Here is a 13,702-nt window from a genome sequence, read left to right on the forward strand (position 1 = left end):
CCTTTATACGTAATGTTCAATCGCTTTTCTCACATAACCGTCCGCATTATTCAGTAACATCTTCGCGGTGTCATAATTTTCATTTGTTTTGATCATAACCACTGCTGTTTTTACCTCATTATTTGCTTCTTCAAGCGTTCGACTTGCTTGCTCATAAGAAACACCCGTAATTTTACAAATAATACCTATTGCTCGTTCTTTAAGCTTTTCATTACTCACATGAACATCTATCATTAAGTTTTCATACGCTTTTCCTACTTTGATCATAGCCGCTGTAGAAATCATGTTGAGAATCATTTTATGAGCGCTTGCTGCTTTTAACCTTGTGGAACCTGTTAGCACTTCCGGACCTACTATCACCTCAATACTATGGTCCGCTTCTTTTCCAATAAGAGAATTACCATTGCAAGACAGCGCCACCGTTTTAGCTTTTACAGATTTTGCATATCTTAATGCACCAATCACATAAGGAGTGCGTCCGCTTGCAGCAATTCCAATGACTGTGTCTCGTTCATTCAAATGAATTTTTTGTAAATCTGCTGCTCCCAATTCTTCGTTATCTTCAGCACCTTCAACTGCTTTAACAAATGCTTTTTCTCCTCCAGCCATCAATCCCTGTACCTGATTGGGATTGGTACTGAAAGTAGGCGGGCATTCAACAGCATCCAATACTCCCAGCCTCCCGCTTGTTCCTGCTCCGACATAAATAAGCCGGCCTTCCTTTTGAAACGATTCACTTACAAATTCAACTGCCACCTCTACGTCTGGAAGTACTTTTTGTACAGCCAGCGCCACTTTTTGATCTTCATTATTCATTATGTTTAAAATTTCCTTTGTACTAGCTGTATCTATCTTCATTGTGTGTTCGTTTTGGGACTCTGTTGTTAATAACGTAAGCTGTTCATTCATCTTTTGGGCTCCTTTTTCATCATATAGTGAAGTTATGGCTATTATAATTTGTTTGAAATATAATTTCAATAATTTATTTTATTTTTTAAAATTATATTTTGAAAAACACAAAAAAAGACTTCTGGCATATAGCTAAAATCTTTTTTTATGTCTATTTATGATTGTTGAGCAAATGTTAACAGATACTCATCTTGCATTAAAACTTCGTAATCTTGTTCACCATTTCTTACGACGTGTACAGGGACTGTTTTTGCAGGAAGTAATTCAACTGGCTCACGATAGCGTTTTGCCACTCCGTTAATAAGTTCGTTTACTAACTGCTCGTTACTCAGCTCACCCGCCTGATATTTTTCTGCAAGTGGTGTCATGACTTCCGCTAATACACTTGCATCGTTAAATCCTTGAATTTCGACTTGTACGACGTACGCATCATCTTCATCACTATACGCTGCATCTTTAATTTTATATTTTGTAGATGAAAGAGCTTTTAGAAAAGCGCTGCTTACTTCGTTTAACTGCTCGTCGGTTATATTTGAGCTCAATGATGATAAAGCACCTTTAAAATTCGTTTCAAAAAACTCTACAAACGAACTCTTTTGGAACTCCCCTTTTTCTTTCACCTGTTTCTTATCTTGCTGATTCGGATGTTTAGCAACAAATTGATCTGTATTTTGATAAACAGTTGCTTGAATTAAAGCATCCACGTATTGTCCTGCTTCCTTGGCATAGGCAGCTTGCTTTTCCTTACTTGGCGTTTCGGTGCTGCTATCTTTAGAAGCAGCAGCGGCTTTTGCTTCCACTTTTGGTTTTGTTACATTGTCTAATTGGTTATATGTATACGTATACGTTTGCTTAGACTTTGAGTTTTCTGTTTTCCCGTCTACTTTAACTGAATACGACTGATTTTTTACTACTTTCTTTATTTGCTTCGTTTCTTTATCAATTGTCACAACAAGCGAAAAATCTTTTCCCTTAATTTGGTCAAGGTCTACAGCGGTATCGCTGCCTTGATTTGTTATTTTATAATAAGCTTTAGCATCACCTGCTACAATTTTTTGCTTTTTGTCTTTGTCTCCGTTAAATGTTAATACATACTCTTTGTCTTTTTCGGTGACGCCAAATTCATTTGGAAGATTTTTATCATATTTTTGATAGTAGCGTATTGGATTTTGTTGAAGCTCCATAGCGTTATTAATTAAAGCCGCAACGTACTTTTTTTCTTCTCCCTGTACTTTTGTGCTTTCTTCTCCAGCCACAGCTAGCGTTTCATCACCATCATGATACATCTTCAATTCTTCGCCGTTCATTTTTGTGTTAATGTAACCTGCTTTACTTTTAAAATCAAACTCTTGTACTCCGTTTACTTGGTAATCAGAGGATCCTTCTGCTTTTCCAGTGACTTTCACTTGAACATTTTTCACCTTTTCTTGTGCTTCTTTCACGTCACCCGTTAATTCCTCTGAAGACGGCATCCCACATGCCGAAAGCAATAGAGCGAATGATAGTGCTAAGCCTGTATTCATTATTTTTTTCATATAAGAAACTCCTTTTTTAAATATTTTTCCAAAAATAAGAATCTATGTACTTAGTAAATACACATTTTTACCATTTGCGAAACTCAACTTTACTAAATTACCATATTTACATTTAAATGGTAACCAACAAAAGAAGGAAATTGCATAATAAAAAAGTCACGAATCCGTGACTTTTCTAACAACATTCATAACTTATTTTTTGTTAGCGTTTTCATTTTAATCTCTAATAACTCCATTACTTGTCCCTATCAGTACTTCTTTACCTTGTTGATTTCGATACACTGATTTGATTTTCACTTTTTTAAAACCATCTGCTTTTTCTACTTCAGTTAATATGCATTCACAGGTAACTGTATCTCCTGCAAAAACTGGACGAAGAAATTCACTCACCATTTCTCTTGCAATGTAGTTTAAGTCTCCTCCTATTTTTGTTCCAATACTAGCAGTCATAAGTCCATGCACCATTATCCGCCCTTTTTCGTCACGTTCTATATGATGTTTGCCCCGGTCTCCAGTCATCTCCGCAAACTGCATGATTTCTTCCTCTTGAAACGTTCTTTGCCACGTAAATGTATCTCCTGTTTTACATTCCATCTTATCCCTCCCCTTAAGATTATGACTTTACTTTTTAACTATATCACAAAAAATGAACAGTCATTCATTCCTACATCAAAAAAATAGCAGAATAAATATATCCTGCTATTTTTGACAAGTAGGACAGTAATAAAGCCTTCTAGAAGCAGCTTGCACTTTTAAGATAGGCGTGCCGTCAATTCGGCAAGCTTCTCCTTCACGGTTAAAAACCCAGTGGCGGTATTCAGAGCGCTTTTGGCCTTTCTTTTTTAACGTTTCAGCAAGCTTTACATCATTTGTAATGCCACCTGTTTCATAGGACCGTTTGACAAGAGAAATGGTTGCTTCAGCTGCCTTTTTAAGCTGTTCTTCCGTGCAGTCTACCGGACGAGCTGCAGGATTAATTCCCGCTACAAATAAGATTTCACTGCGCAAATAATTTCCAATCCCCGCTATAAAGCTTTGGTCTAGCAGCAGTGACGCCCATTTTCTGCAGTAAAATGACTTAGAGTAAAAGCGATCTAAAAGCTCTTCTGCCGTTACTTCTTCACTTAAAATATCCGGACCTACTCTTGATACAAAAGGATGAGCAGAAACTTCTTCATCACGCAATACTTCAATATCAGAAGCGCTATAGAGCAGCGCTGATTTTTTTTCATTATGAATAGCAAGACGCAGCTGTCTGTTTGTAGATGGATAATTGTAAGATGAACGTACATACCATTTTCCATAAAGCTGATTATGTGAATAAATGGTATAACCATTGTCAAAACGAATAAGCATAGCCTTCCCTTTTGTATCTACCCTTTTAATACGAGCACCCGTTAATACTTCTTCGTAATGCTGTAAAGATGGAAAAGCAAACCATATCTCTCTAACGGGAAGACTAATAATCGCTTTTTCCACTTCATCGGCTGCTCGTCTAATTTCTGGACCTTCTGGCATATAATGAAACTCCTTTCTTGCCTAACTTTCTTCATTTATTATTTCGGTTTTATTTCTGCTTTGCAAGAAAGAAGCGGTTGAACTCTTCTTTTCCTAAAAGAACCTTTAAATTATGCATGACGGTTACTCTTATAGTAAAATGTTGATACCTTTTTTACTTTCTATAGTGTTTATCTTACTTCCTTTGACTTATACTAGTTGATAACCTTTTAGAAACTTGTTATTTATCTATATATGAGGAGTTTATTATGAACAATCAATCATTTTCTCCACTATCAGCCGCCGAGATGGCTGTTATTTGGAAGCAATATATGAACGATAAAGCAATTTCTTGTATGCTTAAACATTTTCTGTGTCATGTAGACGATTTAGATATTCAAAAAGCGATTCAAGGTACACTGCATATCACAACAAAAAACAGTGATGCGCTCACTGCTATCTTTTTAAAAGAAAATATGCCAATCCCGCTAGGTTTCGGCGAAGAAGACCTTAATATTGAAGCTCCAAAATTATTTTCGGATTCTTTTTATTTGCTTTATTTGAAGCATATTTCAAATGTCCTTCTGCTATCAGCAACTACGGGCGTCGATGTTGCCGCAAGAAGTGATGTACGATCTTTTTTTCGCAGCTTGCTATTAAAAGCAGAAAAGCTTAATCAAACGATTACAGATTTGCTGTTAGAAAAACAAATTTTTATAGAGCTTCCTCCTATTCCTATTGCAGATGCGTCTGATATGAACGATAAAGAACTCTTCTTAGGAAGCTATTTTGATGAAAAGCGGCCGTTAACGGTCATTGAAATTTCTCATATCGTGTCAAGCATACAGACGAACTTAATTGCAAAGGATTTAATTTTAGGGTTTGCTCAAACAGCTCCTTCTCAGGAAATTCAAGCTTTTTTGTTAAAAGGTAGAGAGCAGGTACAGCAGCACATTGAATCCCTGTCACAACCGCTAATGGTAGAAAACATACCGGTCACAATGAAGTGGGATTACGGAGTAGAAAAGTCTTCCGTTCCTCCATTTTCAGAAAAACTCATGATGTTTCACCTGGCTGCGATGATTACTGAAAATGTACGTGGATACGGGCTGGCGATGTCAACGAGCCCGCGTTTAGATCTCGCTTTAAACTATACAAACTTCACGAATGAAATTTTGGAATACGCCAAAGAAGTATCAAGAATAAGCATTGAACAAGGATGGCTAGAAGAGCCTCCGCATATTCCATTCCCAAAAATTCATTTGGAATAAAAATGAGATTGGGACATAACGAAATGAACCCAATCTAAAGACGAGCAATGAGTTGGACTGCTTGTGACACCGCTGTTGATTTCCGTGAAAGGCTTCGCTTTCCGCGGGCGCCCGCTGAGCCTCCTCGTCGCTTGCGCTCCTGCGGGGTCTCACCTGTTGCGCTTTTCCCGCAGGAGTCTTCGCCTTGCTCTACAAACAACAGCTAGAAGCACCTGCATATATGAAACCTACGTTCACCATGATTACAAAAAAACACGAACTATTCATCCATTTTTGATGAATAGTTCGTGTTTAACTTTAACTACACTACTTTTGTCACAGCCTCATTTTTTAGATTCTCTCCACAGTAAATAAAGAAAATACGGAGCGCCGATAATGCCAATGATTAATCCAGCCGGAATTTCAATCGGAGGAGCAATTCCTCTCCCAATTAAATCTGCTGCTAATACAAACAAAGCGCCAAGCAAAGCGGCTGTAGGAATCAATTTTTTGTGTCTCGGTCCCACTAACCGTTTGGCCACATGAGGAATAATAAGCCCTACAAAGCCAATTGTGCCAACCACCGATACAACCGCAGCCGTCATTGCCACTGCGCTTGCCAGCAATACTAGACGAATTAACTCTACTCTAGCCCCTAGTCCTCGAGCCACTTCATCACCTAAATGAATTAAATCTAACCGAGCAGCTAACAGCCAAATCAACGGTACTAATATAACGACCCAGGGAAGTAAACCAATTAATTGATCCCATGTTCTTCCCCATAAGCTGCCGCTCAGCCAAATCAGTGCCGCATTTACGTTTGGATTTGCTTTTGAAATTAACAAGTGAATACCGGATGAACAAAAAGCGCTGACTGCTACACCTATTAATGCAAATCGAATAGGTTCTACTCCTTTTTTATAAGCAAGCAAATAGACGATTACAAAGACAAGCGAGCCTCCTGCAAACGCAGCGACAGATAAAACAGATGGGCTTGCTAAAGGCAGTAAAATAGTGACTGCAACAGCTGCTAATCCTGATCCGCTTGATAGACCTAATGTATCTGGACTAGCGAGCGGATTTCTCATAATGGACTGTACGACGACTCCGGACACAGCTAGGCCGACTCCTGTTAAAATAGCCAGCAAAATACGAGGCAGACGAAATTCTACTAAAATGGACGTCAAGTCAGGATCGCCAATACCAATAAAAGACGTAATAATGTCTAGAGGAGGTATGTTAATGTCTCCTAAGCTAAGGCTTATCACACTCAGCGCTATAATTAAGACAGAAAGAATGATAAACAGGCCGACAGACTTGAATCGAGATGGCTGCTTTTTTGTTTTATTGACAGTCTGCATATAACTCATGCCTTCCTTTCTGTTTTTTTGCGTCTCGCTAAGTAAATAAAGTACGGCGTTCCGAGCAACGCTGTTACTGCACCTACAGGAGTCTCATACGGGTATGTAATAAATCGTGATAATACGTCTGCTAGCAGCAATAAAGATGCACCAAGCAGCGCGCTCATTGGCAAAACGAACCGGTAATCTACACCTATTAAATAGCGTACCATATGAGGAACAACAAGCCCTACAAAGCCAATGGGACCCGCAATTGCCACCGAAACACCTGCTAATACAATCACAACAACTGCAGTGAACGCTCTAATGGCAAAGACTCGCTGCCCCAGTCCTCTAGCTACGTCATCTCCTAAAGACAATAAAGAAGACGCTCTTCCCAGACCAAACGCAATAAGCAGGCCCGCGATACTAAAAGGAACCAATACATGAACATGTCCCCAATCTCGCCCAATAACTGAACCAGTGAGCCAGAACATAACGCCTTCTGTTTTGCTTTCATTAAAAATCAGCAGCGTTTGCGTGAGAGACATAAGCATACCTTGTATAGCAACACCTGTTAAAGCAAGCTTTACATCACTGTCGCCTCCTTTAATCAACGAACTCATGACATAAACAATAACAGCAGCAAATGCGCCTCCTAAAAATGCACCAAATACCCCGCCAATCATGCTTACACTAGGCACTAAAACCGTTAAAAATACCATTGCCGCTGATGCGCCGGCATTAATACCAAAAATACCAGGAGAAGCTAATGGATTTCTAGTTAATGCTTGCATCAACGCTCCAGCGACAGCCAAATTAGCGCCAACAAATGCCGTTACCAGTAAGCGAGGCAGACGGACAGTTTGAATAATAGACTGTTCTTTTGATCCGTCAAAATTTAGTATAGCTTGCTTAATCGTTCCAAAAGAAATATGTATAGAACCGATGGAAATAGATAAAAACATTGAAATCAGTAAAAGAATAATAACCGCAAAAAAAATAGCTATTATACGAAGCGGAGATTTGTTTCTTTTGGATAAGCCGTGAACAGCTTTCATAGTAGAATGCGCCTCCTTCTATTTGAAAGTTCATTAAAAAGAAAAAAAACAATCCCGCTGGATTGTTCTTTTCTTCGTTATTATTTGCCTTCAAATAATAACTTTTCTGCTTCATCTGCAATACCATTTGCACCTTGTACACTTCGGCGAAGAGACCATTTAAATACATCAACTTCATACACTTGATTATTTTTAACCGCTTTTAGCTCTTTCCATAATGGCTGTTTTGCTAAAGGCGTATGACCTTTTTCATTTCGCATAACAATGAGTTTGTCCGGATCTGCTTTTACAAGCTGTTCCATTGTCATTTTTACACTGTACTCTTTTGTAGGATCTGTTAATGCATTTTTGAAGCCTAATTGCTCAAGAACACCCGTTGTAAAGAAATTTGAAGTTCTAGCATTAATATTACCATTTGCATCAGCGATAACAAGTACGTTGCCCGGATTTTTTGGTGCTTTTGCTTTTAAATCCTTCATTTTTTGCTTATGCTCTTCTACCACTTTTTCAACTTTTGCTTTCTTGCCAACCGCTTCTCCTACTTTTAACTCTGTATTTAGTAAATCATCGTAATTAGCATTTAAGTTTTTTAACTCAATAGTTGGCGCAATTTTCGATAACTCTTTGTATACATTTTTATGACGTTCTGAATCGGCGATAATCAAATCGGGCTTCAGCAGTTTAATCGATTCCAAGCTTGGCTGCGCTCGCGTGCCAACTGATTTGTATCCTTTGATTTCTTTTAGTACATCTTTATCAATAAGCTGTTCTGCTTTATCATCATCAGCTACTCCTACAGGTTTGATACCAGCATCTAACAATGCATCAATAAAGCCTAACTCTAATACGACTACTCGCTTTGGATTCTCTTTTACCTTTGTCTCTCCAAGCTCATGCTTGACCACTCTTGTTTTTTCACTTTTTTCATCAGCTGAATCTCCCTTATTCGTGCTGCTGCAGCCGATAAGCATTCCGATTGCCAGCATTGTAATAAAAGCCAGCAGTCCTATTTTTTTCTTATTCAAATGTCATTCCTCCTGCTTGTATCTTTATGTAGATAATCGACTCTTGAAACTGATAATCGTTATCATTATATCAGTTTTATCTATTTAAACAAGCTGATTCGTTATTTTTTAATTAAAAAAATTATATCTATTCTATAAAAAAAGAAAGGACGCAGCAGGAGCGTCCTTTCTTTTTAATCTTCAATACAAAGATACTGAATCACTTCTTTTAAACTTTTCTCTTTCATCGATTCGATGTGTAAGTGATATCTTTCGAACGACAGATGTTTAGTTAACGGATTTGGTACAATCACACAGCGCAAGCCTGCTGCCATAGCAGCTTTTGCTCCATTAGAAGAATCTTCAAATGCCAAAGCTTCAGAGGGCTCTACTCCTAGCTTTTCAATTACATTTCGGTAAAGAGCCGGATCTGGCTTCACTTTTTCTACATCATCGCGCGTTTGAATGACTTCAAAATAGTGCAGCAAATCTAGCTCTTTTAAAAAAGCTGTTACCCAGTCGCGATATGAGCTGCTTGCTAAACCAATTTTCAATCCAAGTTCTTTTGCTTCTGCCAAGTACTCCGCTACACCTTCTCGGGCTACTAATGATTTCATTTTTTCTTGATGACGTCTTAACGATTCTTGAGCTAGTTCCTCTTTTGTGAACTCATTGTTAAACTGCTGAAGCAAGTAATCGTAAAGTGCCGTAGCATCCGTTCCCACATAAGAAGCAAACGTTGCAATCGGTAGATCTACTCCCCTGTCTTCTAACATTTCTTGGTATACCTCATACCACACTGATTCTGTATCAATAATTAATCCATCAAAATCAAACACAACTGCTTTAATCATAATTTACCTACCTTTTTCTATCTTATCGTTCTTACATAGTAACACGTTCAAAATGCGTAATCCATAAATGTGGCTTCCTTAATAAGATAGGCTTAAACAGGTAGTTTCTATCCTTACTTTTCTCCGACTTTCATCAAAGGTGACATTTCTTCTGTTTCCTTAAACTCAATGGAAGACAGCTGCCTTCTAAAACCTTTCGTTGCATACGCTAAATAAACCAAACCAGCAATCCCCCAGCCAATACCAAGTAAAAAGGAGTTGCGCTCCAAGTTAAGCCATAAAACGCCAATCGCTGCTGCTCCTAATAGTGGCATAACAATGTATGACCAAAATCCCTTAGCCGACCGGTGCTGCTTTTGATGAACAGCATAGTGCGCAATAACCGAAATATTAACAAAAGAAAACGCAATGAGTGCTCCAAAATTAATAAATGACGTAGCTGTTGCCAGACTGAAGAAAATGGCACTTGCTGATACAACTCCGACTAATACAATATTTCGCGAAGGGGTGCGCAGCTTAGGATGAACATAACCAAAAAATGACTGAGGTAAAATTCGATCGCGTCCCATTACGTATAATAAACGCGAAACGCTTGCATGCGATGACATGCCTGATGATAATGTTCCTGCAATTCCTCCAGCTAAAAAGACAATTTGAAACAGCGTACCGCTCACATACATAGCAATTTCAGGAGCCGCAGCGTCTGGATGCTTGAATCCTTCTAACGTTGGAAAAACCGCTTGAATAAAATAAGATGTCACGGTAAACATGACTCCTCCGATTAACGCAACTAAAAAAATAGCTTGCGGAATCGTTTTTTTAGGATTAGGCGTTTCTTCTGATAACATAGCCACTGCATCAAATCCTAAATAGGAAAAACACATAAGTGTGGCTCCCGCTATTAGCCCTGATGACGTCATGTTCTGATTAAAGAAAGGCTTCATAGAAAAAAGAGTACCTTCCCCCATTCCTCCTAGCAAGGCTTTGATTGAAACAGCAACAAACAATACTAAAATCGTCATTTGAAATATAACAAGAAACGTATTGAAATTGGCGGTGAAATTAACGCTTCGTAAATTTAGCAGCGTAACGATAATGACGAAGCTGACAACCCAAACCCACGATGGTACCGAAGGAAAAATAGATGATAAATAAATTTGAAAAATAAGTGCGTTAACCATCGGTAAAAAGAGATAATCCATTAGTGCAGACCAGCCAACTAAGAATCCTAAATGTGGATTGATTGTCTTTTGCGTATATGTATAAGCTGACCCTGCATTTGGAAACACTTGAATCATCTTTTTATAGCTTACTGCCGTGAGAAGCATCCCGACAAGGGCTATGATATAAGACGTGGGAACGTGTCCATTCGTCATATCAGACGCAATCCCAAACGTATCAAACACTACCATCGGAGTCATATATCCGATCCCCATTAATACAATCTGCCATAATTTCAACGACCTTTTTAATGTTACTGTTTCATGTTTCATTTATCTTCCCCCTTCTATTTATTAAGAACATTCTGACAATTAAATCCATAAATGCCTGTATTTAATTTCTTTATATAAAAATGAATGACTTTCATTCATTTTTATATAAAGAGTAGTTACATTTACTATAGCAAATATATGATTTATTTCTTTAAGTTGGTAAGGGTTGCTAACAACCTATCTTTTTCTTTTATCATATTATGAAAGCGTTTTATTTTAAATAGCTATATGTTCCTAATCTCCTGCTATATCAACGCAGAAATACCCTCTGAATAAGAGGGATTTCTGCTTACAAGCCGTTATTCAATCATCGTATCCAATGACTCTCTTTTCGTTTTCACTGCAACTAAACTAGCAAAATCATGAATGATTGTAGCTGCAAGCAACGAGGTTATCTGAGTTGGATCATAAGAAGGCAGCACTTCCACCAGGTCAAATCCAACATAGTTAAATTCCGCCAGAGAACGGATCATTTTCAGCGTTTCTCTGCTGCTGAATCCGCCTACTTCAAGCGTTCCTGTTCCTGGTGCACAAGAAGGATCAACAAAATCAATATCAAACGTTAAAAAGCACGGAGTATCTCCAATCGCTGTCTTCATTTGCTCTAAAATCACTGAAAATCCTTGATGTTCAAGCTCCCCGGCCGTTACTACATGATAACCGAGGTCTTTGCTTTCTTGAACATCTCCCGGATGATTTAATGTTCCTCTGATACCAATTTGAAAGACCTTCTTTGGATCTACTAGCCCTTCTTCATATGCGCGTATAAAAGGAGATCCGTGCCAATATTTTTCATCGTAATACGTATCCCACGTGTCTGTATGAGAATCAAAATGAATCATAGCCACTGGACCATATCTTTTAGCAGCAGCACGAAGGCTTGCCAAGGTAATCGAATGATCTCCTCCAATTCCAATTGGAACAATTCCTCTATCCATAAGAGTGCCTACCGCTTCTTCCATTAATTCATAGCTTCTGTGAATATTATGCGGAATCACGGGCACATCACCAATATCGATAGCATTTGTATCATCGAATGGATATACGTCGTGTACCGGATGATAAGGAAACAGCGTCATGGAAGCTTGCCGAATTGCCTGAGGTGCAAAGCGCGCACCTACTCTGAAAGATGCTGCCGTATCAAACGGCATCCCTACTAGCCCTACTTTTGCATTTTCTCTTTCCGCTGGCAGCCTCATAAATGAGCCCGTTGTACAAAATTCTGGTTTGACATCTGGGGACAATGGATATTTCATAATTCACTCCTCCGTTTCAATGATTTCAGTTAGTCGCTAGGCATTTCCACTACTAAAATCATTGAAAGCAATACGGGAATAAGAAACGTTTGCCGACTCATATTCGTTGCTCCTTGTTACATTTATTGGTGGTTCAGCTCATTTAATACTTTTTCAAATGTAGAAATGACTTGATCTACTTCTTCCGCTGAAATAGTCAACGGTGGCTCAATACGAATTGTTTTAGAGTTTACAAGCGTGCCGGCTACTAGAATCCCTTCATCAAACATACCTTTAGAAAGCGCGTAGCCAATTTCATCTTGGTGAAACTCAATTCCAATCATTAAACCTTGCCCTCTGATTTCAAGTACTTTATCTCCATGTTTTTCAGCTGCTTTCTTTAAACCAGCAAGGAAATATTCTCCCAGCTCTTTTGCACGGTTTGGCAGCTGTTCTTCAATCAACACGTTAATGGTTGCAATAGCGGCTGCGCAGGCAAGCGGGTTGCCTCCAAACGTTGTTGTGTGCATAAACGGATTATCAAAGAAGCTTGAAAACACTTTTTCTTTTGCTACAACCGCGCCAGCAGGCATAACTCCTCCTCCAAACGCTTTAGCAAGACATAAAATATCGGGTACAACATCGTATAGTTCTGATGCAAACATTTCACCGGTACGTCCCATACCTGTTTGAACTTCATCAAAAATTAAGATAGCGTCGTACTCATCACATAGTGCACGCACTTCTTTTAAATAATTTTCAGGAGGAAGAATAATGCCGCCTTCTCCTTGAATTGGTTCTAATAAAACAGCTGCCACATCTTCCCCTACAAGCGCGCACGTTTCAAATGTTTTGCGCATCATGTCAATATCACCAAACGGCACGTGACGGAAACCTGGAATTAACGGCAGAAATGGTTTACGGAACATTCCTTTTGCCGTACCTGATAAAGAACCTAGACTTTTTCCGTGAAAAGAACGTGTTGTGGAAATAAACGTTGTTCGATCACTATACATTTTCGCTAATTTTAAAGCGGCTTCTACACTTTCTGTTCCGCTGTTTGTGAAAAAGGAATACTTCAAATCACCCGGTGTAATATCTGCTAAAATTTTCGCAAGCATCGCACGAAGTGGATCTAATAAGTCTTGGCTATGGAGCGCTTGACGCTGAAGCTGATCTTGAACAGCTTTGACTACTTTAGGATGGCGGTGCCCCACGTTATAAATTCCAAATCCGCCCAAACAATCAATGTATTTTTTACCGTTTACATCCGTAAAACAAGAGCCTTCATCTGACCATTCCACAGCTGCAAACTGCGTATCCACCGTTACTGTTTTGCGATATTCTAAAAAGCCTGGGTTAACATGCTCACGAAATCCGTCTACTGTTTCTTTCGTAATCCACTGTGCTTCTTCAGCTGAAACTTCGCTTTTTTCAATAAGTCCCAGCACTTTGTTGATATATTCGTTTACTTCACCATATGCTTTGTTTACCTCTTGATTTTTCGTCACTGTATTCATTTTA

At 38.7% G+C, this 13,702-nt stretch carries 13 protein-coding genes; 1 reads left to right on the forward strand and 12 read right to left on the reverse strand.

Features of this window, described 5'->3' with window-relative positions; all coding sequences use genetic code 11:
- Positions 1-3 precede the first annotated feature (3 nt).
- The 4 genes from murQ to nei all read right to left on the reverse strand — a co-directional run bounded on the left by murQ (position 4) and on the right by nei (position 3,962).
- The gene (gene murQ / locus AC1DEF_RS19055; RefSeq protein ID WP_097824241.1) at positions 4-909 is read right to left on the reverse strand and encodes an N-acetylmuramic acid 6-phosphate etherase; all 906 of its coding nucleotides are present in this window, start codon (positions 907-909) and stop codon (positions 4-6) included.
- Positions 910-1,064: 155 nt separating this feature from the next.
- Positions 1,065-2,444, reverse strand: a complete 1,380-nt coding sequence (locus tag AC1DEF_RS19060; RefSeq protein ID WP_097824242.1) for a DUF6612 family protein — start codon at positions 2,442-2,444, stop codon at positions 1,065-1,067.
- Between the two features lie 216 nt (positions 2,445-2,660).
- Positions 2,661-3,038 (reverse strand): FAS1-like dehydratase domain-containing protein, encoded by a 378-nt coding sequence (locus AC1DEF_RS19065; RefSeq protein ID WP_043980224.1) that lies wholly within the window; start codon positions 3,036-3,038, stop codon positions 2,661-2,663.
- Between the two features lie 105 nt (positions 3,039-3,143).
- A complete protein-coding gene (gene nei / locus AC1DEF_RS19070) occupies positions 3,144-3,962 on the reverse strand; it encodes an endonuclease VIII (protein WP_097824243.1) in 819 nt (272 codons plus the stop codon).
- A gap of 248 nt (positions 3,963-4,210) precedes the next feature.
- Between nei and AC1DEF_RS19075 the strand changes: the two genes are divergently transcribed.
- Positions 4,211-5,212, forward strand: coding sequence for a DUF3231 family protein (locus AC1DEF_RS19075; protein ID WP_097824244.1), 1,002 nt, complete (start codon positions 4,211-4,213; stop codon positions 5,210-5,212).
- Between the two features lie 34 nt (positions 5,213-5,246).
- On the opposite strand, the gene AC1DEF_RS19080 is transcribed toward AC1DEF_RS19075, so the two are convergent.
- The 8 genes from AC1DEF_RS19080 to AC1DEF_RS19115 form a co-directional block, all read right to left on the reverse strand.
- Positions 5,247-5,411 (reverse strand): hypothetical protein, encoded by a 165-nt coding sequence (locus tag AC1DEF_RS19080; protein WP_176521264.1) that lies wholly within the window; start codon positions 5,409-5,411, stop codon positions 5,247-5,249.
- A gap of 124 nt (positions 5,412-5,535) precedes the next feature.
- Positions 5,536-6,552: a FecCD family ABC transporter permease gene (locus AC1DEF_RS19085; RefSeq protein WP_013081899.1), complete on the reverse strand. Its 1,017-nt coding sequence runs from the start codon at positions 6,550-6,552 to the stop codon at positions 5,536-5,538.
- 5 nt (positions 6,553-6,557) lie between these two features.
- The gene (locus AC1DEF_RS19090; RefSeq protein WP_097824245.1) at positions 6,558-7,592 is read right to left on the reverse strand and encodes a FecCD family ABC transporter permease; all 1,035 of its coding nucleotides are present in this window, start codon (positions 7,590-7,592) and stop codon (positions 6,558-6,560) included.
- An 80-nt stretch (positions 7,593-7,672) separates the two neighbouring features.
- Complete coding sequence (locus tag AC1DEF_RS19095; protein ID WP_097824246.1) at positions 7,673-8,617, reverse strand: ABC transporter substrate-binding protein; 945 nt, start codon at positions 8,615-8,617, stop codon at positions 7,673-7,675.
- A 173-nt stretch (positions 8,618-8,790) separates the two neighbouring features.
- A complete protein-coding gene (locus AC1DEF_RS19100) occupies positions 8,791-9,450 on the reverse strand; it encodes an HAD family hydrolase (RefSeq protein ID WP_097824247.1) in 660 nt (219 codons plus the stop codon).
- A 113-nt stretch (positions 9,451-9,563) separates the two neighbouring features.
- Positions 9,564-10,943 carry an APC family permease gene (locus AC1DEF_RS19105; protein ID WP_097824248.1) on the reverse strand — a complete coding sequence of 460 codons (1,380 nt, stop codon included), beginning with the start codon at positions 10,941-10,943 and terminating at the stop codon, positions 9,564-9,566.
- 299 nt (positions 10,944-11,242) lie between these two features.
- Entirely contained in the window at positions 11,243-12,199 is a 957-nt protein-coding gene (speB, locus tag AC1DEF_RS19110; protein WP_043980238.1) for an agmatinase, read from the reverse strand.
- 122 nt (positions 12,200-12,321) lie between these two features.
- Positions 12,322-13,698: a putrescine aminotransferase gene (locus tag AC1DEF_RS19115; protein ID WP_028407593.1), complete on the reverse strand. Its 1,377-nt coding sequence runs from the start codon at positions 13,696-13,698 to the stop codon at positions 12,322-12,324.
- Between the last annotated feature and the right edge of the window lie 4 nt (positions 13,699-13,702).

Source organism: Priestia sp. 10L35, assembly GCF_056395685.1.